This is a genomic window from Eubacterium sp. SB2, assembly GCF_001244405.1.
GTDB lineage: Bacteria > Bacillota > Clostridia > Lachnospirales > Lachnospiraceae > Faecalicatena > Faecalicatena contortus_B.
On the sequence record NZ_LN865151.1, the window covers coordinates 462,320 to 484,732 of the forward strand.

Annotated in this window: 21 protein-coding genes; 15 read left to right on the forward strand and 6 right to left on the reverse strand. The window is 45.2% G+C overall.

Translation table 11 applies throughout. The annotated features are described in order from the left end of the window. Positions 1–27: 27 nt before the first annotated feature. The 5 genes from BN1938_RS06910 (at position 28) to BN1938_RS06930 (ending at position 3,663) form a co-directional block, all read left to right on the forward strand. The gene (locus BN1938_RS06910) at positions 28–1,224 is read left to right on the forward strand and encodes a coenzyme F420-0:L-glutamate ligase (RefSeq protein WP_050639891.1); all 1,197 of its coding nucleotides are present in this window, start codon (positions 28–30) and stop codon (positions 1,222–1,224) included. A 32-nt stretch (positions 1,225–1,256) separates the two neighbouring features. Then, positions 1,257–1,808: a DUF3795 domain-containing protein gene (locus BN1938_RS06915; protein WP_050639892.1), complete on the forward strand. Its 552-nt coding sequence runs from the start codon at positions 1,257–1,259 to the stop codon at positions 1,806–1,808. 60 nt (positions 1,809–1,868) lie between these two features. Next, the gene (locus BN1938_RS06920) at positions 1,869–2,111 is read left to right on the forward strand and encodes a putative signal transducing protein (protein WP_050639893.1); all 243 of its coding nucleotides are present in this window, start codon (positions 1,869–1,871) and stop codon (positions 2,109–2,111) included. A gap of 170 nt (positions 2,112–2,281) precedes the next feature. After that, the gene (locus BN1938_RS06925) at positions 2,282–2,824 is read left to right on the forward strand and encodes a DUF6323 family protein (protein WP_050639894.1); all 543 of its coding nucleotides are present in this window, start codon (positions 2,282–2,284) and stop codon (positions 2,822–2,824) included. A gap of 29 nt (positions 2,825–2,853) precedes the next feature. Then, on the forward strand, positions 2,854–3,663 hold the full coding sequence (locus tag BN1938_RS06930; RefSeq protein WP_050639895.1) for a DUF6179 domain-containing protein: 810 nt from the start codon (positions 2,854–2,856) through the stop codon (positions 3,661–3,663). Positions 3,664–3,675: 12 nt separating this feature from the next. Here BN1938_RS06930 and BN1938_RS06935 read toward each other — a convergent pair whose 3' ends face one another. Beyond that, entirely contained in the window at positions 3,676–4,245 is a 570-nt protein-coding gene (locus BN1938_RS06935; protein ID WP_050639896.1) for a TetR/AcrR family transcriptional regulator C-terminal domain-containing protein, read from the reverse strand. A 208-nt stretch (positions 4,246–4,453) separates the two neighbouring features. On the opposite strand from BN1938_RS06935, the gene BN1938_RS06940 reads away from it, so the two are divergent. Genes BN1938_RS06940 through BN1938_RS06950 form a run of 3 tightly spaced genes read left to right on the forward strand, consistent with a single transcriptional unit; the run spans position 4,454 to position 7,465 of the window. Beyond that, positions 4,454–5,029 (forward strand): manganese efflux pump MntP, encoded by a 576-nt coding sequence (locus tag BN1938_RS06940; protein WP_050639897.1) that lies wholly within the window; start codon positions 4,454–4,456, stop codon positions 5,027–5,029. A gap of 46 nt (positions 5,030–5,075) precedes the next feature. Continuing rightward, a complete protein-coding gene (locus BN1938_RS06945) occupies positions 5,076–6,431 on the forward strand; it encodes a radical SAM/SPASM domain-containing protein (RefSeq protein WP_050639898.1) in 1,356 nt (451 codons plus the stop codon). A gap of 11 nt (positions 6,432–6,442) precedes the next feature. Continuing rightward, positions 6,443–7,465 carry a lysylphosphatidylglycerol synthase transmembrane domain-containing protein gene (locus BN1938_RS06950; RefSeq protein WP_050639899.1) on the forward strand — a complete coding sequence of 341 codons (1,023 nt, stop codon included), beginning with the start codon at positions 6,443–6,445 and terminating at the stop codon, positions 7,463–7,465. A 354-nt stretch (positions 7,466–7,819) separates the two neighbouring features. On the opposite strand, the gene BN1938_RS06955 is transcribed toward BN1938_RS06950, so the two are convergent. The 3 genes from BN1938_RS06955 to BN1938_RS06965 all read right to left on the reverse strand — a co-directional run bounded on the left by BN1938_RS06955 (position 7,820) and on the right by BN1938_RS06965 (position 9,194). Next, positions 7,820–8,077, reverse strand: coding sequence for a spore coat protein (locus tag BN1938_RS06955; protein ID WP_050639900.1), 258 nt, complete (start codon positions 8,075–8,077; stop codon positions 7,820–7,822). Positions 8,078–8,089: 12 nt separating this feature from the next. Next, positions 8,090–8,272 (reverse strand): hypothetical protein, encoded by a 183-nt coding sequence (locus tag BN1938_RS06960; RefSeq protein ID WP_050639901.1) that lies wholly within the window; start codon positions 8,270–8,272, stop codon positions 8,090–8,092. 181 nt (positions 8,273–8,453) lie between these two features. Further along, positions 8,454–9,194 (reverse strand): gamma-glutamyl-gamma-aminobutyrate hydrolase family protein, encoded by a 741-nt coding sequence (locus tag BN1938_RS06965; RefSeq protein WP_050639902.1) that lies wholly within the window; start codon positions 9,192–9,194, stop codon positions 8,454–8,456. A 271-nt stretch (positions 9,195–9,465) separates the two neighbouring features. Between BN1938_RS06965 and BN1938_RS06970 the strand changes: the two genes are divergently transcribed. Further along, positions 9,466–10,464, forward strand: a complete 999-nt coding sequence (locus BN1938_RS06970) for a dipeptidase (RefSeq protein WP_082202854.1) — start codon at positions 9,466–9,468, stop codon at positions 10,462–10,464. 47 nt (positions 10,465–10,511) lie between these two features. On the opposite strand, the gene BN1938_RS06975 is transcribed toward BN1938_RS06970, so the two are convergent. Next, entirely contained in the window at positions 10,512–12,074 is a 1,563-nt protein-coding gene (locus BN1938_RS06975; RefSeq protein ID WP_050639903.1) for a glycosyltransferase family 39 protein, read from the reverse strand. A 187-nt stretch (positions 12,075–12,261) separates the two neighbouring features. Between BN1938_RS06975 and BN1938_RS06980 the strand changes: the two genes are divergently transcribed. The 6 genes from BN1938_RS06980 to BN1938_RS07005 all read left to right on the forward strand — a co-directional run bounded on the left by BN1938_RS06980 (position 12,262) and on the right by BN1938_RS07005 (position 21,992). Further along, positions 12,262–13,359: a polysaccharide pyruvyl transferase family protein gene (locus tag BN1938_RS06980; RefSeq protein WP_050639904.1), complete on the forward strand. Its 1,098-nt coding sequence runs from the start codon at positions 12,262–12,264 to the stop codon at positions 13,357–13,359. 41 nt (positions 13,360–13,400) lie between these two features. Next, entirely contained in the window at positions 13,401–14,588 is a 1,188-nt protein-coding gene (locus BN1938_RS06985; protein ID WP_070102524.1) for a glycosyltransferase, read from the forward strand. Positions 14,589–14,924: 336 nt separating this feature from the next. Next, positions 14,925–16,919: an S-layer homology domain-containing protein gene (locus tag BN1938_RS06990; RefSeq protein ID WP_050639906.1), complete on the forward strand. Its 1,995-nt coding sequence runs from the start codon at positions 14,925–14,927 to the stop codon at positions 16,917–16,919. Positions 16,920–16,944: 25 nt separating this feature from the next. Continuing rightward, positions 16,945–18,021, forward strand: coding sequence for an S-layer homology domain-containing protein (locus BN1938_RS06995; RefSeq protein ID WP_050639907.1), 1,077 nt, complete (start codon positions 16,945–16,947; stop codon positions 18,019–18,021). Between the two features lie 114 nt (positions 18,022–18,135). Beyond that, the gene (locus BN1938_RS07000) at positions 18,136–20,061 is read left to right on the forward strand and encodes a DUF5722 domain-containing protein (protein WP_050639908.1); all 1,926 of its coding nucleotides are present in this window, start codon (positions 18,136–18,138) and stop codon (positions 20,059–20,061) included. A gap of 35 nt (positions 20,062–20,096) precedes the next feature. Next, a complete protein-coding gene (locus BN1938_RS07005; RefSeq protein ID WP_082202860.1) occupies positions 20,097–21,992 on the forward strand; it encodes a S8 family peptidase in 1,896 nt (631 codons plus the stop codon). Positions 21,993–22,145: 153 nt separating this feature from the next. Here the strand turns inward: BN1938_RS07005 and BN1938_RS23780 are convergent. Next, on the reverse strand, positions 22,146–22,413 hold a 268-nt coding region (locus tag BN1938_RS23780), incomplete at its 5' end, for a hypothetical protein (protein ID WP_207642675.1).

Sequence of the window (22,413 nt, forward strand, 5' to 3'; positions counted from 1 at the left end):
AAAGAAAAAATAAGGAGTGACTATATTATGGAAAGAAGAGTTGGAACTGTTTCAAGAGGAATTCGCTGTCCCATTATACGCGAGGGAGATAATCTGGCAGAGATTATCGTAGACAGCGTGCTTTTAGCTGCCGAGAGCGAAGGGTTTGAGATCCATGACAGAGATGTTATTGCAGCCACCGAATCCATAGTGGCAAGAGCACAGGGGAACTATGCATCCGTTGATAACATAGCAGAGGATGTAAAAAATAAGCTTGGAGGCGAGACTATCGGAATTATTCTGCCTATTCTGTCAAGGAATCGATTCTCTATCTGCCTGAAGGGAATGGCAAGAGGCGCGAAAAAAGTTGTGCTGATGCTGAGTTACCCGTCAGACGAAGTGGGGAACGAGCTGGTATCCCAGGATAAGCTGGATGCGGCAGGCGTGAATCCCTACAGTGATGTCCTGGATCTGGAGCGCTACAGAGAGCTGTTCGGTGAGAACAAACACCGTTTCACGGGCGTGGACTACGTGCAGTATTACAGCGATTTAATCCGAAATGAAGGCGCAGAGGTGGAGGTTATCTTCGCCAACCATCCGCAGGAGATTCTTAAGTATACCAAAAAGGTAATTAACTGTGATATACATAGCCGTGAGAGAACAAAGAGGCTGCTCAAAGAAAACGGTGCGGAGATTGTCTGCGGCATGGACGATCTGCTGAACACTCCGGTGAACGGAAGCGGCTGCAATGAAAAATACGGGCTTCTCGGATCCAATAAATCCACCGAGGAATCTGTTAAGTTATTCCCGCGGACAAAGGAATGCGGTGAGCTGATTCTGGAAATCCAAAAGTGTATTCTGGATAAGACAGGGAAACATGTGGAAGTGATGGTATACGGCGACGGAGCGTTCAAAGATCCTGTCGGAAAGATCTGGGAGCTTGCAGACCCATGCGTGTCCGTTGCAAATACCCCGGGGCTGGAAGGTACGCCGAATGAGGTGAAGTTAAAATACCTGGCGGATAATGATTTCAGAGATTTATCCGGACAGGAATTAAAAGATGCCATTTCACAGCGCATCAAAGAGAAAAAAGACGATCTGGTGGGAGATATGGCGGCACAGGGAACAACCCCAAGACGGCTTACAGATCTGATCGGCTCACTTTGTGACCTGACGAGCGGTTCTGGTGATAAGGGAACGCCGGTTATCCTCGTGCAGGGATATTTCGATAATTATGTATCCTAACGTACTGATCCGGTCATAGCAGGGAGGTTTAGATGCAGAAATACAGAAGACCTTATCCCCAGTTTTCTCTATGCGGATTAAACTGCGGGCTGTGCCCCATGTATCATATTAGTGAAGAGTCACACTGTACCGGCTGCGGCGGAGAAGGAAGGCCCACGTGTGAGATCATCCGCTGCAGCATGGAACATGAGAATGTAGAATACTGCAGCCAGTGCAGCGAATATCCCTGTGACAGATATCTGGAGGAGGAATTTGATTCTTTTGTGCCAAAGCGCAGCAGAGAAGATTTTGCATGTGCTAAAGAGCAGGGAATGGACTATTATAGATCTGTGCTCGATGAAAAAATAGAAATTTTACGGTTTTTATTAAAAAATTACAATGACGGGCGGAGGAAGAGTTTTTTCTGTACGGCAGTCAATCTTCTGGAACTGGATGATATTAAAGCAGTACTGGAACAGATATCGGGAGCCGTGGAAGAAGACAATACGTTAAAGGAAAATGCGGCGATCGCAGTACAACTGTTTAAGAACATGGCTGACCGGAGGGAGATCTCTCTGAAGCTTAGAAAAAAGCCTGGAAAATAATGCAGAGCGCGTACCGGTAGCCGGCAGCTGAATCTGCAGTGCGAGAAGGAGGATAACAGTATGGAAGGAATGAAGGTTACAAAAGTATGTACAGCACGGGATAAGGTAGAGGCAGAAATGATCCTGGACATCTTGGGCCAGCATAATATCCAGGCGTTCAGACAGGGAATTGCCAGCGGAGGCCTCATGGATATCTATACGGGAAACTCCATCTTCGGCGAGGATATTTTTGCAGATGAGAGCGATGTGGAAGCAGCCAGAGAACTGATTTGGAATATAATAGAAGGGGCAGAGGAAGAGTAAACAATCTGCCGTTTAAACTGCATATGCGGAACCAATAAAAATGAGGCGGAAATTTGATTTCCGCCTCATTTTCTATCCTTATATTACCACAAAAAGCGCATTTTTTCAAGTCTTGTAAAGTTTGCAGCGCGGCCTTATAATGAAAAATCAATTGTGAAAGGGGCGGTGTTATGGAAACGAGTATTTTAGAACTTCTGGAACTGGCAAATAGAAAAGAGGAACTGGCATTATTGTCCGCAATGAATCAGAAGACGGAGCGCTTCGGACTCGCGCTCAGGGAGGAAGATATCAAAGAGCTTGCAGAATGCCGGAATCAGAGCCTGAAAAAGTATGGCAGGGTGGAATTCGGGAGGGGAATACTGGATCAATTGATTTATGTATTCTGTGATTCACAGTATATCAGTCAGCAAAATTATCTGTCCAGTCTGGAGAGACTCCAGGATATTTTTTATGAATTCAAAAATGCGGCGCTGGATCAGATGACAGATGATGAGGTTCTGACCTTTATGAGAGAACAGTTCGAGACAGTCTGTGCAGGAGATCTGGACTATCTGGAGGAAACATGCCTGGAAGTCTTTACCGCGGCGGTCCGTGCAGGCTACCGTGGATATACGGCCAGCGGCGGAAACGGAGAGTATGAACAGTTCGATGAGGTGCCCCGCTGGGACAAAGAATTGTATCTGCAGGCGCTTAGGGAATTGTGCTGGGAGTAAATGGGAAAGCAGTGGAAGGAGGTTCTCGGATGCACAATGAGATGGAAGAATTACTGCCCGTTGTGGCAAAACTGGCCGAACGCTATACGTCAAAGGAAAGTTCTTCTGTTTCCTATAAAACGGCGGAACAGCTTATGGGAGCAGTCGTTTACTGTATCAATGAAGTGGCGGGAAAGTCTGCGGAATATATGCTTCAGGGGCGGCGGGCAGGGGCTGCGTCCTCCTATGAGGCCGGGTACCGGATTGTACTGGAGAAGACCGGCCGCGCCAAGGAGATATATCACCATATTATTGAAGGCTTTGACGACTATGGATGCAAAAATTACAAGGAGACGATTGCAAGCGGTATGCCCGCTTTTTTTACCTTGTATGATCCGGTATTTCATCCCCAGGACCATATTCTGACATTAGACTATCCGGTACTTCAAATGGAGTGCGGGAAAAAGGGTGTGGATTTGATCCTGGATTATCTAAGTCAGATTGAATATGAGCAGCGCTTTCTCCGCAGTTTTTACAGGCCGGGCATCGTAAATCTGTTGGAATCCACTTGCCCGGATTACAAAGAGCTGTATTTGGATAATATATGCCTTCCCGTACTGTTTCGTGCGCTGGCCTGCATGATCACAGAAAGGCCTCTTTTTGAACTGGAACTGGACGGGGAGGGCCAGAGTGAAACGGAGGGTTACTTTCTGGATATGCCGGCGGAGACTATAGAGAGACAGGTCTCACATCTGCTGGATCTGCTGGAAAAGGCTGTTATGAAAGAATCATATGCAGGCAGGTTCCGGTACTGCGCCCGGGAACTGTCCGTTAGAATCAAGAACCATGCCCGGTTTTGATTGGGACAGGGGCTATGGTACCGGATATTCAAGCAGATCCAGAATGGAACATCGGATAATGTAATGGTAGGCTTCATTGAGCTGTTCAGAAGTATACTCGGTATCATGCATGATCCAGTACCTCAAGGAATCAGTCAGGCCAAAAGCATAGAATCTCGCAACGGCATCCTTAGAAAGTGCAGCCAGCTTGTCGGGAGATTTCAGCGGGTATTTGTTCAGCAAGTCCAGAAATATAGTAAATACGTATTGATACATCAGTTCCTCAAAGGAATTGGGGCCTTGTATGGCGTACAGCTTTTTATAAAAGGCCCTTTCCTTTTCGAGGCAGCTGCATAGAAGCCGGAACATTTCTTCTTCCATATTATTATCAATCAGCACCTGTATATTTTCTTTTATATTCTTTTCAAAAACCCACTCAATCAGTTCGTATTTATCCTGGAAATGTTTATAAAATGTCGGGCGGATGACCCCCGCGCCGTCTGTTATCATTTTAATTGTGATCTTTTCAAAGGGTACCTGCATGATGAGTTCTTTGAATGATGAGGTCAGTAAATCCTTTGTTAATTCCTTTTTATCTTCCATAAAACTCCACTCCTTTCCTGATATTATAACATATTCATCGTCAGAAAATGAAGCGGCGGGCTACAAATTAGAAAATCTGTAGCTTATAAGTAACACTTCCGAAAAATTGTTCTGATAAAAATACACCAAGGGAAGTCTGCATCTTATGAAATTTCAAAACCATTGATAAAATAAAAGTAAGCAGACGAAAGGGAAGGAGAGGAGGATATTGATACTTTTTGAAATCCTGATGATTTCAATCGGATTATCCCTGGATGTATTTGCATATGCACTTTACAAAGGCGCAATGATGCCTGAGATTCGTAAATCTGCATTAATTAAAATAAGCTGTGTTTTTACCGTATGGCAGATGGCAAGCCTTTTGCTTGGAAATATGATCACAAATATACCGCTTTTGAAAGCATCGGCAGAGAAGGCCGCAGCCCATTGGAAATACATTTCTGTTCTGATCTTTGCGTGCCTTGGCATGTATATGATCCTGAAGGGCAAAAGACCTCAGACGATCATAGAACACAAGGAGGAAGGCGTTGAGCTGAAACAGGTTTCGGTGTGGGCGTGTATAACAAGCGTTGATGCATTTCTGGCAGGAATAGGGTTTGGGCTGTTCAGGACCAACCTGACGGATACAGTCTTCATTATCGGAATTGTGACAGCTGCCAGTGTGATTCTCGGTATTTATGCAGGATATTGGATGGGGTGCCAGTCGAAAAATAAAATAGTGGCCCTGGGCGGATGCATTCTGTTGATTGGCGGAATTGAATTGCTGATAAGGGGAATAAAATGAAGAAAAGATAAGTGATACACGGGAAAGAAAAAGGAGGAAATGGGAAATGGGAAAATTAAGACATCAGGCAGAGCGGGCGGCATTTGGCAAGGTGATTGATTCCGCAATGAAGCACATCAATAAAGACAGAGAGAAAAGTTTTTTGAAAATGGTTGATCTGACGGAAAGCTTTGCAAAAGACCGATTCCTTCCGGAAAGCTATGAAGCGGCAAGGAAGATCATCCGGGACAAGGATGGAAAATGGATGACTTACGTTAATCGGATTTTAGATGAAGTAAGCCCGAACGTAATCCGGACAACGGCCATGAACCTGGGATTCGAAGCCATGCTGAGCGGGACGAAAATCATGCATGAGAGCAGGGAAAAATATCAATGCAACATTCCGTGGCTGATCCTGCTGGATCCAACCAGCGCCTGCAATCTGAAATGTACAGGATGTTGGGCCGCAGAATATGGGCATACACTGTCCCTGACTTACGAGGATCTGGACAGTATTATTACCCAGGGAAAAGAACTCGGAATCTATTTTTATATGTATACCGGCGGGGAGCCTCTTGTGAGGAAGGCAGATATCATCAGGCTCTGCGAAAAACATAATGACTGTGCATTTCATGCATTTACAAATGGTACACTGGTGGACGAGGCGTTTTGCAAAGAGATGGACCGGGTCGGAAATCTGTCCCTGTCAATCAGCCTGGAAGGCTACGAGGAGGTAAATGATGGTCGAAGAGGCAGCGGCGTATTTAACCAGGTTATGGAGGCAATGGATAAACTAAAGGCGCACGGCCAGATATTCGGAACCTCGATCTGTTATACAAGGGCGAACATTGAGACCGTAACATCCGATGAATTCCTGGACATGATCATTGAAAAGGGATGCCGGTACGCCTGGTATTTCCATTATATGCCGGTTGGAAATGACGCGGCAGTGGAACTTCTGCCGACAAAGGAACAGCGGGAGTACATATATCACAGAATCCGTGAAATCAGGGCGGTAGAGGGCGGAAAGCCGATCTTTGCATTCGACTTCCAAAATGACGGCGAATACGTAGGGGGATGCATCGCAGGAGGACGGAATTACTGCCATATTAATCCAAACGGAGATGTGGAGCCATGCGTATTTATCCACTATTCCAGCGCAAACATCAAAGAGGTGAGCCTCTTAGAAGCGCTTCAACAGCCGCTGTTCATGGCCTACAGAGAGGGGCAGCCATTCAACGAAAACCATCTCCGCCCATGCCCGATGCTGGAGAATCCGGAGAAACTGATGGAAATGGTGAATAAAACCGGGGCCAGATCCACTGACATGCAGTCCCCGGAGACGGTAGAGCATCTCTGCGGAAAATGTGAGATGTACGCGAAGGAGTGGAAAGAAAAAGCAGATGAGCTGTGGGAGAAATAAGGTGGGTATCATTGAAGCAGGAAAATAAAAAGAAAGAGCAGACTCATTTTTCATGGAAACGCATTGGAAAGCTGCTTTTCCTGGCGGCAGTTCTCCTGATCGCATTCCTGGCCCTGAAGGATTCCTGGGGGAGCATATGGAACGAGCTGAAAACAATATCTTTTAAGGTGGTCACAGGCGTGTTTTTACTCAGCGTTTTGTACAATTGCTGCGATGGCTGTGCATTGACAAAACTGCTGCGCACCTGTGATGAGAATACTCCCTGGAGCGTGGGGATCGGCTGTTCCTTCTATTACAGTTTTTTCAGAGTGGTTACGTTCGGGAGCGGAACGGCCCCTGCGGGCATGTACTATGTCAGCAGAAGAGGCATACCGGTCTCCAGAAGCCTGGGAATCTTCACCATAAACTACACGATCCAGCGGATCACGATTTGCCTGTACTTTCTCTTTAGTTTTCTAAGCAACTATGGTGCAATGAATCAATATTTCGGCGAATATAAAAACTACATGGCGGCAGGTGTGGTACTTGCCGTATTAGCTGCTGCCGCCCTGATCACAGCCTGCGTCTGTGCCCCGCTGCACCGTATAATATTCCAACTTGCAGAAAAGTTCACCCACAAAGAAAAACAAAAAGAAGACCTGTCCAAATGGCAGGAAAAAGCAGTCATCGTGCGTACAGAGGCCCGCAGTCTCCTAAAAAACAAGAAACTATTATTAAATCTGTTTATCCTGAATTTCCTAAAACTAAGCGCATGGTATCTCATCCCCGTCACCATCTTCCACCTGCTCAATTCCCCAGAACTCTCGCTATACATGGCCACAGCCGCAATGATGACCGCCCTGTCAGGCGTCATCCCCGCCCCCGGAGGCGTAGGAGCCGTAGAATTCCTCTTCGTCCTCCTGTTCACCCCGCTAATAGGAAAAACACAATCCGCATCCGCAATGCTGATCTACCGCTTCGCAACGTATATACTGCCTTTTATTTTAGGAGCTATCGTAGCAGCAACAACCCACAGCAAAAAAAATCCTGCATAGCCAGCCCCAATCCGCCTTCCCCGTACAGGGGTTCCTCCCAACCGGATGCACCCAGCTGAGTGGGAGACAGGCAGGCGAACATTTGGGAGTATTTATGCCTTTTCCGACTCCATAGAGAGCGCTGTTAGAATCCGTATGAGAAAAAACAGGGAGCATGAAGGGCAATATTTGATTTACCAAATCAAATATTGTTGCCGCATTTGGTCCAAAATCATCATGATTTTGGACCAAATGCGGCAAGTCCCTTCATGTTCCCTGTTTTATCTCTTACGGATTCTCAGCATACGGACAGAAATTGAAAGGCATAGACAGTCCCAAATGTTCCCCTGTCTGTCTCTCATTCAGCGTCCCCTCCTAAAAAGTCTTAGGCTGTGTTAAGATTGATTTTACGTGTTCGACTTCCTGCTCGGATGCCTTTTGAGCAGGTACATAGTAACTTTTTTCTCTTGCTACCTGATAAAGCTTCTCCTGAGACATCTCGCATTCGTTGCGGATCTGTTTCAGGCATTGTTTTAATTCCTTGTTTTCAGTCTGTGGAATCATGTCACCGAACATTTTCAGTTCTCCATTTACTCCGACTAAGGCATCGGATACCATTGTTTTTTCATTCATATTCGTCACCTCTTATAAGAATTTCATCAGTTCCTGTTTGTTTTTCATTGCAGACTCAGCTGCATCCTGGAAAAGTTTTTTAACTTCAGGGTCTTCAGCCTGTGATGCATAATCAGTCATTTTGCAGTGTGTTGTGTCATAGCCGCCAATCAGGTGACGTAAGTTTTGCAGATCTAATACAGAAATTTCGGACATAATCTGACCTCCTTTGAGAAATAATATTTTCGAAGTTTATTATGTCCGCGGCATGAAAAATTATACTCGGCCGGTTATTACGGTATATATTGACAAAAAAACTGCTGTTAAAAAAATTTCTATAAACAGCATTTAATAATAAAATTTTTTAGAGATAGACTAAAATATGACATAAATGGTATTATTTTTTCAAGGACTGCGGTTCTAGCGGTGCCGGCGGCCTGAGCCTTGCATGCAGGATAAATTCTGAAAACAATTCGCGCATTTCAGGAGACGTGCGGTACATACACTCCGGATGCCATTGCACGCCAATTGCAAACGGATGCGTGGGCATTTCGATGGCTTCAATGGTTTTGTCCGATGCATGTGCACATGCGGTCAGATTTTTGCCCAGCATGCCAACTGTCTGATGGTGGAAACTGTTGACATCCAGGCGGGAGCCGATATATTTCCTGAGCTGTGTCCCTTTTTCAACCTGGATTTTGTGGCTGACTTCTGCGCGCGAGTAGGACTGCTGCATATGGTTGAGCGGCCGGCCGGGCTGCAGGGAGATATCCTGATAGATCGTACCGCCGCAGGCAACATTGTATACTTGCATCCCCCGGCAGATGGAAAAGACAGGTTTCTTTGTGGTCAGAACGGCTTTCATCAGCCGGATTTGAAATAAATCCAGCGTAATATCGGTCTTTCCGATTCCATTTTTGGGCTCTTCTCCAAATAAAAGCGGCGTAATATCATTTCCGCCGCAAAAGAGGAATCCATCGCAAAAGGCAATATATTCCTGTATTGCGTGGTCAGACCTGATCAGAGGCAGGATAAAGGGCAGCCCGCCGGAGTATCTGACAGACTGGATATAAGTATTAGTCACAAACTGCCTGTCGTCCATGAGGCCGCAGACAACGATTCCGATTTTCGGTTTCATAAGCACTCCTTTTTCAACATAGGATAATTCAGGCAGGATAATGCCCGCCAAAAGTAGTGGTTATAGAGTATGTAAAAAAGTGGTAAAATATACCTTGTCGTGCAGTTTTACTGCACGCCTGCCCGAAGGGCATTAGTTACGGTATGCCCTTGGGTATACCTTATCGTGCAGTTTACTGCATGCCTGTCCGCAGGACATGAATTACGGTGTGCCTTTGGGTATATTTTGACGTGTGTATGTGAAAATATTTTAAGTGTGAAGGGAATGGTGAATGATGAGTTTGATAGATCTGCATTGTGATACGATCAGCAGGCTGATGGATGCCCCCAAAGGGGAGTGTCTGGCTGTGAATCAATTGAGCATTGACGTGGAAGGGATGGAAAGTGCGGGCACACTGGCCCAGTTTTTTGCATGCTTTGTGAATGCAGCATCCTTTGAAAATAAGGAGGTACATACAAGAGGGACGGAGCCGATTTCATCGGAAGCATGGGAGCGCGCATATCTGGCGGTACTGGCCATGGCAGACAGGTTAGAGCAGGAGCAGAATGACAAAATAAAAGTTGCACATTCTGCGGAGGAAATTGAAACAAATTCTGTGGATGGGGTGATATCTGCCGTAAAAACGGTCGAAGAAGGCGGAGTAATTAATGGTAATCTTTCAAGGATTGATGAGCTTTACAATAAAGGAATTCGGCTGATTACGCTGACTTGGAACCATCCGAACTGCCTTGGGTATCCGAATTCCCGCGATAAAAGTATAATGGAGAAGGGACTCACAGAGCTTGGATGCCGTACTGTGGAACGGATGAATGAACTTGGAATACTTGTAGATGTGTCTCATCTATCTGACGGTGGATTCTGGGACTGCATAAGGATCAGCAAAACACCGGTCTGTGCCTCCCATTCCAATGCCAGAGCTCTCTGCGGCCACCCAAGGAATCTCTCGGACCATATGATCCGTACGCTTGCGGAAAACGGCGGTGTGGCAGGGCTGAATTTTTATCCGGCGTTTTTGACCGGAAGAGATGAGGCTGTATTAGATGATATTGCCCGCCATGCGGTATATATGATACGCTGCGGCGGTGAAGACGTGGCTGCTATAGGAACGGATTTTGACGGGTTTGACAATAAGGCACGTGATGGGTGGATCGGGCATGTGCGCGAGATGGAGGCAGTGTGGGATGCCATGAAAAAGAGAGGTGTTACTGAGCGCCAGCTCGATAAAATCATGTCCGGGAATGCGCTTAGGGTGATACGGGATGCCTTGTGAAAATTATATACAATAAGCACCCCGAAATACATGCACCAAGGAAATGGTTATTGCAGCAGATACCCTTTCGCATAATGGCTGTCTGTAATATGGGTATAACCGGAATAAGAAGGATTTTGTTTCAACAGATTCTGAAGCAGTTCCTCCTGATTCTCCAGGATATTCATGATGTAAACAATCACGGGTTTATCTTGGTAAACCGTCGTACCCGTATAAACATCTAAGTCTGCAGAGGATAAGAATGTCAGGGTATTATAGTTTATAGCTTCATAATAAAGCGTATGGTTCCAGAAATTCACGCCATCATTGACAATGATACAGTCCAGCCCGGCATATTCTTTTGCAGTTTCAACAGACAGCGCTGTTTGTTTTTCAAAATAGGTCCAGTCGCATCCCCAATAGCTTAGGAATATACAACCCATGGTCAAAAGAACAGAAACGGTAAAACGGAGCTTCTTATCTCTGAAGAATATACGGACTGTTAAATCAATCAATCCGCTTATTAACAGTATTAAGACGGGATATATCGGAGAGATATATCTGTCATAATGGTAAACGGCAATCTTAGAAACCAGTAGAAAATAGCAGACTCCGGGAATCAAAAGCATACCCCAAAGGCATCTGTTTTTTATAGCTGCCCTCCTATTTATATGTAATCGGCAAACGAGCGCGGCAGCAAAAAGAAGGAGGATAATATAGAGCATATTTCCGGTCAGATTCTTGTTTATAATTTGTAAGAAGTCTCTGAGGCTGTCAATATAACCGGAGGAAGATGCCAGATTATCCAGTGATTCTTTCCCGCGGTAACCGGTGAAGATATGTGTGATCATAGCAGGGAAGATGATAACGGCGGCAGCCATAGCAGTCAGAGTCTCCGCAAGATAGAGCAATGCGGATTTCCAGTGTCTCCGAACAAGAAGCGAAATGCCAAAATACATTCCCTGTAAAAAAAGGAAGATAAAAAAGTAATAATGTGTCAGCATGCCGGAGAGTATGGTTAGGGGATAATAAATAAAAAAGCGTAATGGCTGATTTTCATAATACTTCACATGAAGCCAGGTCAAAAGCGAAGTATAAAACATTAGCATCGTATACATACGCAGAAATGTATTGATCTGCAGTAGGCCGCCTGCCAATGCACAGAATAATGCGGCGGTCATAGCCGTGGTGCGCCGCATGGCCAGGCGTTTCATCGTAAGGTAAGTCAGGAATATAATGCCGCCAAAAAAGGCAATATTGATGACAGCCGCAAACCATATGCTGAATTTTGCCGGAAAAAGACTGCATATGGTATGGAGGATTACGTAATAAAACGGAGGGTGTACATCAGCACTCTGTTTTTTCCATACATTCCCGTATGAAAAACTATTGCCCGGCTGTACAGCCATATATTCCAGAAATGGCTGTGCAGGGTCATCGTAGGTCTTTCCCAAATCTACATGCATAAAGATGTCATCTCCGGAATAATTACTGAGCCCATAGCTGTAATACTCATCTACATGCATGCCCTTTTTTAATGAAACTGAAAAGACTGTGGCACAAATTCCGGCAAGTATGATGAGGCTCATGATAAAAAATGTAGTTCGTTTGCTTTTAGGCGCAGTAGTCATTTTTTTAAACTCCTTCAATTACTTTTATCATTATGGGAAGATTATAAAGGAGCAGTAAAAAAAAAGCAACATGCCGGGTAATTTTGTCGAGGAGAGATTGCCTGGAAGAGCGGTAAATGTTATAATTAAAAATCAGTAGGCCGGGTTTACGGAATATGATAAGACTTGAAAATGGGGACAAAAATTTATGAAAAAAGTATTTATCCATGCCTATACGGCGGGTAACCTGGGAGACGATCTTATGATCCGGATATTGTGTGAGCGTTATCCGAAAGTTCAATTTAGAATTTGTGCGGATCACACTTACAAAGAGCGCTTTAAAGATATCCGCAATTTGTCGGTTTACTCTCAAGAGGACAGGTGGGTTCGTCTAATAGACCGGATTGCCGGCGGAGTCAGGCATACTGACAGCGGATTTTGGAAATGGATGCTGAAATCATCTTATGCGACGATCCATATCGGGGGATCTGTTTTTGTACAGCATCAGGATGATTTTGCAGACGCATACCGTCTGGATGCAGAGCTTTGTGCCAGGAGTAAAAGAATCTTTGTAGTTGGAGCAAATTTCGGCCCTTATGAAGATGAACGGTATCTGGAAAGTTACAGAAAACTGTTTATAAGGTATAAGGGTATCAGCTTCAGGGACAGATATTCCGCTGGCCTGTTTCCTGAACTTCCGCAGGTTAGATATGCACCTGATGTTGTTTTTAACTATCATGCTGCAGATGTGCAAAAGCAGAAGCATCAGGTTCTTTTTTCGGTTATTGATATGAAGAACCGTCATGGAAAATGGGGGATCAGCCAGTACGATACGGCGTATAAAAGATTTATTGCCAGACTTGCAGACGGATACCTGGAAAGGGGGTATGAGGTTAAGTTCATATCATTCTGCAGATTTCAGGGAGATGAAGAGGCCATAAGGGAAATTCGAGAGATCATGGCTAATCCTGATAAAGACCGGGTTACGGAATGCTGTTACGACCAGAATCTCCAGGAATGCATAGAGTGCTTTTCGGAATCTGAAATTGTAATAGGGACCCGATTCCACAGCATTATACTGGGATGGCTTATGGGAAAAAAGGTTCTTCCAATCATTTATGACCTGAAAACAAAGTATACTCTGGAGGATAATGAATGCCCGTTTTATCTGCAGTTGGGCAATCTGAATTCGGATGTAGAGGAGCTGATAGGGAAAGTGGACAAGCTGAAACCTTCTGAGAATGAGAATCTAATTGCAGAGGCGGCCGGTCAGTTTAGGGCATTGGATCATATTTTAAGGGGATGAAACAGGAAATAAATATACGGAAGTTATATGGAGAGAACGGAATGGGAAATGAGTTAGTGAGTGTACTGATGGTTAACTATAACCATGAGGATACGATAGGGGAAACAATTGAGAGTGTTTTGGGACAGGGCTATCAGAACATGCAGTTCATTATTGTGGATGACGGTTCCACAGACAGTTCCTGCAGAGTGATTGAGGGCTACAAGGATGAGCGGATTGAGTTATACAAGCTGGAGAAAAACCGTCATATCTGTTACGCTACGAATTATGGATTTCAAAAAGTAAAGGGAGAATTTCTTGCAAGGATAGACAGCGATGATATCTGGTATCCGGATAAGCTGGAACGGCAGATGGATTTTCTTCGCTCCAATCCGGATAGGGATATCTGCTTTTCATGGATTGATTTAATTGATGAAACGGGACGAAATATTAATGAAGAGTGCAGGGAAATGGTGGGATTGTTTGAAGCAAGTTTCAGGGGGCAGAGCGACTGTCTCCACACCTTTTATTTTCTGGGGAACTGCCTGTCACATCCCTCTGTGCTTATGCGGACTGGGATTATGAGGGAAACAGGAGATTTCGACCTGGGATATATGCAGTCTCATGATTTTGATTATTGGGTTCGGATTGCTAAAAAACATCCGCTATACGTAATGCCCGAGAGGCTCCTTGCCATGCGCAGGTTTATGGGCAAAGGAAAGGAGAATACAAATAACAGTAATCATTCGGACATCAGCAATACAAGATTTTTTAACGAATATATGGATATCCGTGCTCATTTTTTTGACGGGATGGATGATAAGCTTTTCTGTGATACCTTTCGCAATGATTTTGTATGCCCGGATTCAGAGACAGAACTGGAACTGGAGTGTGAGAAGGCTTTTCTGCTCTGCCGTCCTATACTTTCAGAACAGGCTGTTCCGGCAGCGGGAATAAGACGTTTCCATGAATTATTACGGAATCAGGATGCAGTGCGGCTGCTTGAAGAGAAGTATCAGTTTACGGTCAAAGATTTTTATCAAATGACGGGCGGTCATCTTTTCTGTGATAGAATGTGGAATGAGAGACTGCACCGGAAAACAGAAGAGTGTTCCCGGATTCAGGCAGAAAACGACAGACTGCGGGCCGAGATCAAGCGGCAGAGAAAAGAGATCAAAGAATATGCGGAATCAACGAGCTGGAAGGTAACTGCCCCTTTGCGCGCGGCAGGGAAAATATTGAATAAATAATGTTATAATTAGAAAGCTCGAAGCAGGAGCTTGGAGAAAATTGGTCGGCAGCGTGCAGTTTTACTGCACGCTGCCGATTTTGATGTAGCTTCTGGCCGGCTATCAAGGTCATAAATGCCTAATAAACAGCGAATTGGTATTATCTGGACTGATTTGTAATTAACCTCTAAAAGCAGTGAATAATCTGAATATATGGAAAATTATAGGTGATTTATGTATGCATTTCGGTCTTGCGTATGAGAGGAAGATACGTTATACTGATGGCATGGGCCGAAAAGGGGACAGGTCCTGATCTGTAGCAACAGTGTAACAAAAGACAGAGAGGAGTATACGTAAATGAAAAAGCAGAGGAAGACCCTGCTGTGTGTATTAAGTCTGTGTATCTGCCTATTTGCAGGTATGTGGGTTTCATTTGATACACAGGCAGAGGAGTACGAAGGCCGACCCATAACAGGTATGGATGAAGAGGGAAACATCTATGAGATAGAACCTGAGGTAGGGCTGGTGGAGGAGGAAATCACAACATTTGCCAACAGCAATGAGAAGATTGTGAATTTCAATACCAAAGGGAATGCGGTGACAGAATATACCGAAGTTGGTACAGGCGATGCAGGTTATACCAATGGAGCTTTTGGCGCAGATGCCGCTTACTTGGGAGAATCGGGCGGAATGGTAAAGTTCATGCTTTCCGGTGTAATCGGACAAGTCGACAAGAAAAATGTGCAGGTAATTAATAAATCATCAGCAAAGTCCGTAAGCTATTATACCGTTTCGGGGGGATGGCTTGTACATTATATTACAATGAATCTTAATAGCAGTAAATATGATGGCATTATCCAATGCGGGCGTGCCCCGTCTTATCTTGCGGAAGGTGGTACATATTATAGTTATGACGGACATTATTTCTATGCATCAGATAAATATTCTTCTATGTTAAATGATTACAAAAACAATAGTAGAGGAAGTTCTATTAATCCGGACAGTCCGTACTATAATTATTTTCAATATCTGCCGATGAGAAGTGCTAGTACTTATTCATCAACAATTCTGGATACGTTAATTTCTAACAAGTCCACTGCAGAGTCTAAGATGAGAGGGATTGCCGTTTCTTTAGAGAATCATCAGAATACATATGGAGTAAACAGTTTATTAACAGCAGGAATTGCGGCGAATGAAAGTGCCTGGGGAACCAGCAATCTTGCGCTAACAAAAAATAACCTTTTTGGTCTAAACGCTATGGACTCTAATACAGGTGCTGCAAATTCTTATTTCAGTATAGAAAGTTGTATTAAAGATTTTATAGAGACCTGGATGTCTAGAGGCTACTTAAATCCTAAGGATGGACGTTATTTCGGCGGATTCTTGGGAGATAAGGCAAGTGGGATTAATGTCAAGTATGCTTCCGATCCCTATTGGGGAGAGAAGGCAGCAGCAGTTGCATGGTCACTAGACCAGGCAGGCGGGGGGAAGGATCAGAATGTATATACAATTGCAATCAAAGATACCATGGCTAACAGCCATCAGAATGTACAGGTAAGAGCCGAAAGCAATGCAGGTTCTACGGTTCTTTACTCAACAGGTACTCAGTCCAACACGTCACTGCTGATTTTAGATAATACATCACAAAACGGCTTTTACAAAGTGATAAGCGATGGTGTGCTGAACAGTTCCCGAACAGGATTAGACACTTCTTCAGGCAAATTCGATTTCAGCAGCATGTATGGTTACGTTGCGGCCGATAGTATCGTTATTGTTAATAAGGGGACAAACCTGGCAGGTGTTGACAGGTTTACGGATGTGGATGGAAGCGCATGGTTTTACGAGTATGTGAAGTTCGTATACGACCGTGGCATTATGACCGGAATGGATACATTTAGATTCGGGCCGGGAGAAGATTTAAGCCGCGCGCAGTTTGCAACAATTCTATACCGTATGGCCGGTTCTCCTTCCGTATCATACAGCAATGTATTCCCGGATGTGCAGGACGGATATTTCTTTACATCTCCGGTCTTATGGGCCTATGGTAATCAGGTCATAACCGGTTATGAGAATGGGACATTCGGCCCCGGAGATCTTATTACAAGAGAGCAGATGGCGGTGCTGATGTACCGGTACGCAAAATATTGTGGGCTGAATACTAAGGACAGCGCTGATCTTAACAGTTTTCCGGATGCAGGCAAAGTCAGCGGATTCTCCAAGGAAGCCATGAGGTGGGCTGTGGGCGCGGGACTGATCCAGGGGGATCAGGGAACCTTAAATCCACAGGGAAATGCCAGCCGTGCACATTGTGCAACTATTATTACGCGGTTCTTGCAGAAGTATGGACTGTAAGACAAAAGAAACAAGGAGGAAATGTATGAAAGTAACTATGAAAAAAACAGTGAAAAATGCCCTGCTGGCATTTGCCCTAGTGATGTTTGGAGTCCTGATCGTAGGCTTCAATTCCAAGGCTGCCGGAAGAGTGGGCATGTCAATCACAACGGAAAGCGAAGTAGCTGCGGACAAGCAGGTCACATTTGACTTAAAAGTTGAAAATGGGACTTCTGATACTACCTATGAAACGGGGCATCTAGCACTGGGTATCTTTTCACTTAACCCAAAGGATGACGTGAGCAGCTTTCAGTGGACTGCAGACAATGCAATCATAGTTAATCCTAATGACGCATCGGTTGCTGCAAACGCTGAAAAATTGGCACCGAAAGGTGAACTTAAGCTGAAGTTCTCCGGAACCCTTCCATCTACGTGGAATAAGGAAAGCTGCATGGCTGTTATGGCAATCAGCCTCAGGGAGGATGGCAGCTATGAGTTGATAGAGATGGCATTATATGGTGATCTGCCATATACGGATGTGACACGTCAGGACTGGTTTGTAAATTATGCAACAATGCTGTATAAAATGGATATCATGACCGGTATGAATGAAACAACCTTCGGTGGAGGGGAAAAGGTAAGCCGTGCGCAGTTTGCTACCATACTCTGGAGAATGGAAGACATGCCGGAAGCTGTATATGATGCAAACAGATTCCCTGATGTTCCGGATGGAGAATTCTTTACAAAGCCCGTGATGTGGGCGAGCGATAAGGATGTTAACATTATTACAGGATATGCGGACGGCAAATTTGGAGCAGGCGATGAGATTACCAGGGAACAGATCGCAGTTATGATGTACAGATATGCTAAATTTGCTGAACTCGACGTGTCAGCTGCCGGAGATTTAAGTGCATTTCCGGATGGAAAAGACGTGAGCGCATTTGCTGTTGATGCTATGAAGTGGGCGGTAGGAAGCGGACTGATCAGCGGAAATGGCGATGGTACTCTGAATCCTCAGGGATCTGCCGGAAGAGCAGAGTGTTCTGCAATCATCAGCAGATTTATGATGAGCGCAATTGGTACATTTGACAGCCAGGCAGAGGCTTTCGCATTAGAGCAGTAGAAAGACATATCAGTATCGAACATGAAACAGACATGATTTAAGATGAGGCAGCGATACGCTGGAAGGCGGCATTGCCGCCTCATTTTAGTAGGGCAGAAATAAGGGGAGGCTTTAATGAAGAAAGCAAAAAGAATAGTCGCGGGAATTCTGGCATTCGTGATGTTGATGGGGATGGGCGTATCTGAGGTGAGAGCAGAAGAGCCGATGATTGAGAAGCCCTATCTGGGACTGGATCCTTCTACGGTTATTGACAGTGAGGCAGAAGTGCCCGATGTACCCGATATGGAGGTTTACAGCGGGAGCAGCGCGGTTATGCAAATGGAGGGGTCTAAAAAAGGGATTCAGGGGACAGAGTGGATGTCGTCCGGAGCAAAAGGGCAGGTTGGTGTTAAGCATGTCCTGCTGAACCTGGGCATCACCCAGTTTCTCTCGAATGGTGATACGGAGTATACATACAATGGAAAAACTTACATGTTTAATTCCAACTATTCGAAAGGATTTGAGAAGACAGTACGTGCCCTGAATGCAAAGGGGGTTACTGTAACGACAGTACTACTGGTACAGGACGACAGAGGTCTGAAAGAATGGGAAGACTTGGTCTATAACCCGGAGCGCGGCCACAATTTTTATGCATTGAGTACAAAGACCGAAGAAGCGAGAGACACATGGAGCGCGCTTTTTGGTTTTCTGGCTGAAAAGTTCGGACAGCCCGGCTGTTTTATTGAAAACTGGATACTGGGAAATGAAGTAAACATGCCTTCCGCTTATAACTGGACCGGTACGTTAAGCCTGTCTACCAATGCAAAAGTATATGCGCAGTCTTTCATTTTGCTTTATAATGCACTGCAGGAACGGAATGCACAGCGTCAAGGTGAGGCAGAAGCAAAAGCATACATTTCGCTGGACAGAAGCTGGAATAATAATGGGAATTATACAGGCATAGGAGCAAAAAAATTTCTTGACAGATTCGCGGAAGAACTAAACGTATTGCAGCCAGATGTGAACTGGTGTGTTGCATTCCATCCTTATGCGGTAGTGATGGACCCGACAAGCAATAAGTTTACTGAGTCTGAGAAACTGTTATGGGGAAATAATAAATATACACCGAATAATTTGAACGCACAATTTGTTACCGCGGCTAATCTAAATGTACTGACGGATTACGTGAAGAATACTTACGGTTCACAGCATCGGATTATTTTGTCTGAACAGGGGTTTGATGCTAAGGGCGGAGAAGACTATCAGGCGGCCAGCCTGGCGTATACTTTTTATGCAGGGCAGTTTAATGATATGGTCGATGCGGTTATCTTCAGAAGCTGGGAGGACCATCCGGATGAATTTGGCCTGCAGCTTGGTATCTTGGGAAGGAAAGCATACCAAGTCTTTAAGTACATGGATACGAATATTTACGGCGGGGCAACAAGCCAGTGTCTGGATACAATTGGAATCCATAGATGGAAGGATATCGTAAAGGGGTTTGATATGCCCGGAATGGGGTACAGGGACGTATCTTATGACAGCTGGTACCTGGGTGCAGTAAAAGCAGTAAACGATGCCGGGTGGATGACCGGATTAAATGAAACTAACTTTGGTGCAGGAGAAAATCTTGGAAGAGGACAGTTCGCTACGATACTCTATCGTATGGAGGGCAGCCCTCAGCACGGATACGTCAATAAATTTGCCGATGTACCGGATCATTACTTTTTCTCAATCCCGGTCAGCTGGGCAAACAGTAATGGGATTATCACAGGATATGGCCACGATAATTTATTTGGCACAGGCGATGATATTACCAGAGAGCAGCTCGCAACGCTGATATATCGTTACGCACAATATAAGGGGAGGGATACAGGCGGAAGGGCAGATCTGGGAAAATTCAGTGACGGAAAAAATGTAAGTGGATTTGCATCGGAAGCTATGCAGTGGATTGTGAGCGAAGGAATTATTCAGGGTGAAGGGACGAACGGTCAGCTGAATCCGCAGGGGCAGGTCAGCAGGGCTGTATGCGCAACTATTATTCAGAGATATTCCGGATTGTAAAAAATGAACAGAATTGAGAAAGCAGTGGGAAGTCTATGTCAAAATGTAGGAAGACAATAAGGGGTTTAAGTCTAGTATTTATGACAGTCATTCTGTTCCTGAGCAGTGTAATTTCCGTGTATGGGACAGATACAGAAGGCAGTGGAACCGGTGGCGCTTCCTATGTGCCGGGTGAAGTGCTCGTCATGTATAGGGAGGATGTCTCAGAGGACCAGGCTGAGGTAATGGCTGAGGAACAAGGGGATGAAGGGGTTGAGTTAATATCCGAAACTGCAGAGGGAAACATTGCGGTAGTTTCTGTTGCAGAAGATTCATCTGTGGAAGAGGCCATGGAGGTATATGCTGCCGACGACCGTGTTGTTGCTGTATCACCAAATTATGAGCTGGAGCTTTTCGACGACACGACGGTAAACGACAGTCATTTTGGGCGGCAGACTTATCTGCAGCAGATCAGAGTGCCTCAGGCCTGGGAGATTGTCAATCAAAAAGAACACAGCAAAGTAAAGGTCGCAGTTCTGGATACAGGAGCAGACATTGTACATCCGGATATAGAAAACGTGCTGGATCTTGTCAACAGCAGAGAGATATTGAATGCAAACGGTTCCATGGGACCTCTTCAAGGAGATGGATATCAGAATGGTGCCTATTCTTCCGGCGGAGGACATGGGACTCATGTCAGCGGGATTATTGCGGCACAGGCCAACAACGGTGAGGGAATAGCCGGTGTCGGAAGTGCTCTTGACAATTCCGTTGTGGATCTGATGGTGGTAGATGTATTTTCTCAGGACCAGAAAACGAGTGTGTCGTATGTTCTAAAGGGATTGGAATATGCCAGAAATGCAGGGGTCAAGGTGATAAATCTGAGTCTGGGTATGAGAAAGACAGAAATCGGTTTGTATGATGATCTGCTTAGCAGAATGTGCCGCAGTCTTGCGGATGAAGGAATTATCATCATATGTGCCGCAGGCAATTATGGTACTGGAGATAACGGGAGTATCAACGTAATTCCTTCGGATTATGACAGTACAATCAGTGTAATTGCTGTTGACAACAATATGCAAAAAGCAAGTAGTTCCTGCTATGGTTCCCTAAAAGACATATCAGCGCCTGGAGTAAATATCTGGAGCACAATTAAGGGCGGCAGTTATGGAAATATGAACGGAACATCCATGGCAGCGCCGGAAGTGGCGGGAGTTGCCGCTATGATGTGTTCTCTAAATCCGGAGCTTTCTGTAGAAGAAGTAAGAACAATACTGCAAGATACAGCCACAGATATAGGGACGCCAGGCTATGATATTTATACAGGAGCAGGCATTGTAAATGCGCAGAAGGCAGTGGAAAGGGCAGCATCAATTTATGGAGGTGAAGAGGAAGTTCCGCTCCCTTACAACGATATAAAGAAAAACGACTGGTTTTACGATGCAGCCGTCTATATGTACAAAAATAAAATCATGACAGGCCTTGAGCCTACAGTCTTCGGTGCGTCTGAGAAAGTGAGCCGGGCACAGTTTGCTACAATTCTGTATCGGGCATCAGGAGAAAATAAAATACCGTTCACAGCCAGATTCCCGGATGTGGCAGACGGCCAGTTTTACTCAGAAGCAGTAACATGGGCTGCAGCCCGTGGAATTATCACAGGATACGAAAACGGAGCATTCGGCCCCGGAGACCTCATCACCCGTGAACAAATGGCCGTCCTGCTTTACCGTTATGTACAATACCTCGGTGCTGATACGTCCAACAAAAACAGTCTTTCTCATTTCCCGGACGCCCGTTCTGTAAGCCCCTTTGCGGAAGAAGCAATGCAGTGGGCCAACGCAGAAGGCATTATTACCGGTAATGGAGACGGAACACTGGCTCCGACGGCATTTGCAGACCGGGCGGCTTGTGCGACAATGATGATGCGGTTTATAAAAAAAATCGGGATTTAGCGACGAGCTTTAGCCTCGGCGCGGATGGGGACGCTCCATAAAGGGATAGCCGAAAGCCTCCCGGAGAACATCCATGTCCTTTCAAAAACGCGGCCGCGGACCTAAGAAATTCTAGGCGGGAAACAGCCCTGAAAATGGAGCACCACTGACACATCACGAGAAATCCGATGATTTCTCGCGCTGGGTCAGCTGATTTTTGGATTCGGAATCCAAAAATCTCTCCATTTTCAGGACTGTTTCCCACCAAGAATTTCTAAGGTCCGCTTTGAGCGTTTTTGAAAGGACATGGATGTTCTCCGGGAGGTTTTCGGCTATCCCTTCATGGAGCTGGCGCATCCAACCGGTAGGAAAAAGCTCGTTTCTAAGGAGGGGCCTCAAACGGGGGCAGCGTATGGATATAGAATTGGCGGGACTTTTATGT

Bases quoted from the DNA above. Each gene is read 5' to 3' on its own strand.
- BN1938_RS06910 (WP_050639891.1), top strand. From the start codon at position 28: ATGGAAAGAAGAGTTGGAACTGTTTCAAGAGGAATTCGCTGTCCCATT.
- BN1938_RS06915 (WP_050639892.1), top strand. From the start codon at position 1,257: ATGCAGAAATACAGAAGACCTTATCCCCAGTTTTCTCTATGCGGATTA.
- BN1938_RS06920 (WP_050639893.1), top strand. From the start codon at position 1,869: ATGGAAGGAATGAAGGTTACAAAAGTATGTACAGCACGGGATAAGGTA.
- BN1938_RS06925 (WP_050639894.1), top strand. From the start codon at position 2,282: ATGGAAACGAGTATTTTAGAACTTCTGGAACTGGCAAATAGAAAAGAG.
- BN1938_RS06930 (WP_050639895.1), top strand. From the start codon at position 2,854: ATGCACAATGAGATGGAAGAATTACTGCCCGTTGTGGCAAAACTGGCC.
- BN1938_RS06935 (WP_050639896.1), bottom strand. From the start codon at position 4,245: ATGGAAGATAAAAAGGAATTAACAAAGGATTTACTGACCTCATCATTC.
- BN1938_RS06945 (WP_050639898.1), top strand. From the start codon at position 5,076: ATGGGAAAATTAAGACATCAGGCAGAGCGGGCGGCATTTGGCAAGGTG.
- BN1938_RS06955 (WP_050639900.1), bottom strand. From the start codon at position 8,077: ATGAATGAAAAAACAATGGTATCCGATGCCTTAGTCGGAGTAAATGGA.
- BN1938_RS06960 (WP_050639901.1), bottom strand. From the start codon at position 8,272: ATGTCCGAAATTTCTGTATTAGATCTGCAAAACTTACGTCACCTGATT.
- BN1938_RS06965 (WP_050639902.1), bottom strand. From the start codon at position 9,194: ATGAAACCGAAAATCGGAATCGTTGTCTGCGGCCTCATGGACGACAGG.
- BN1938_RS06970 (WP_082202854.1), top strand. From the start codon at position 9,466: ATGATGAGTTTGATAGATCTGCATTGTGATACGATCAGCAGGCTGATG.
- BN1938_RS06975 (WP_050639903.1), bottom strand. From the start codon at position 12,074: ATGACTACTGCGCCTAAAAGCAAACGAACTACATTTTTTATCATGAGC.
- BN1938_RS06980 (WP_050639904.1), top strand. From the start codon at position 12,262: ATGAAAAAAGTATTTATCCATGCCTATACGGCGGGTAACCTGGGAGAC.
- BN1938_RS06985 (WP_070102524.1), top strand. From the start codon at position 13,401: ATGGGAAATGAGTTAGTGAGTGTACTGATGGTTAACTATAACCATGAG.
- BN1938_RS06990 (WP_050639906.1), top strand. From the start codon at position 14,925: ATGAAAAAGCAGAGGAAGACCCTGCTGTGTGTATTAAGTCTGTGTATC.
- BN1938_RS06995 (WP_050639907.1), top strand. From the start codon at position 16,945: ATGAAAGTAACTATGAAAAAAACAGTGAAAAATGCCCTGCTGGCATTT.
- BN1938_RS07000 (WP_050639908.1), top strand. From the start codon at position 18,136: ATGAAGAAAGCAAAAAGAATAGTCGCGGGAATTCTGGCATTCGTGATG.
- BN1938_RS07005 (WP_082202860.1), top strand. From the start codon at position 20,097: ATGTCAAAATGTAGGAAGACAATAAGGGGTTTAAGTCTAGTATTTATG.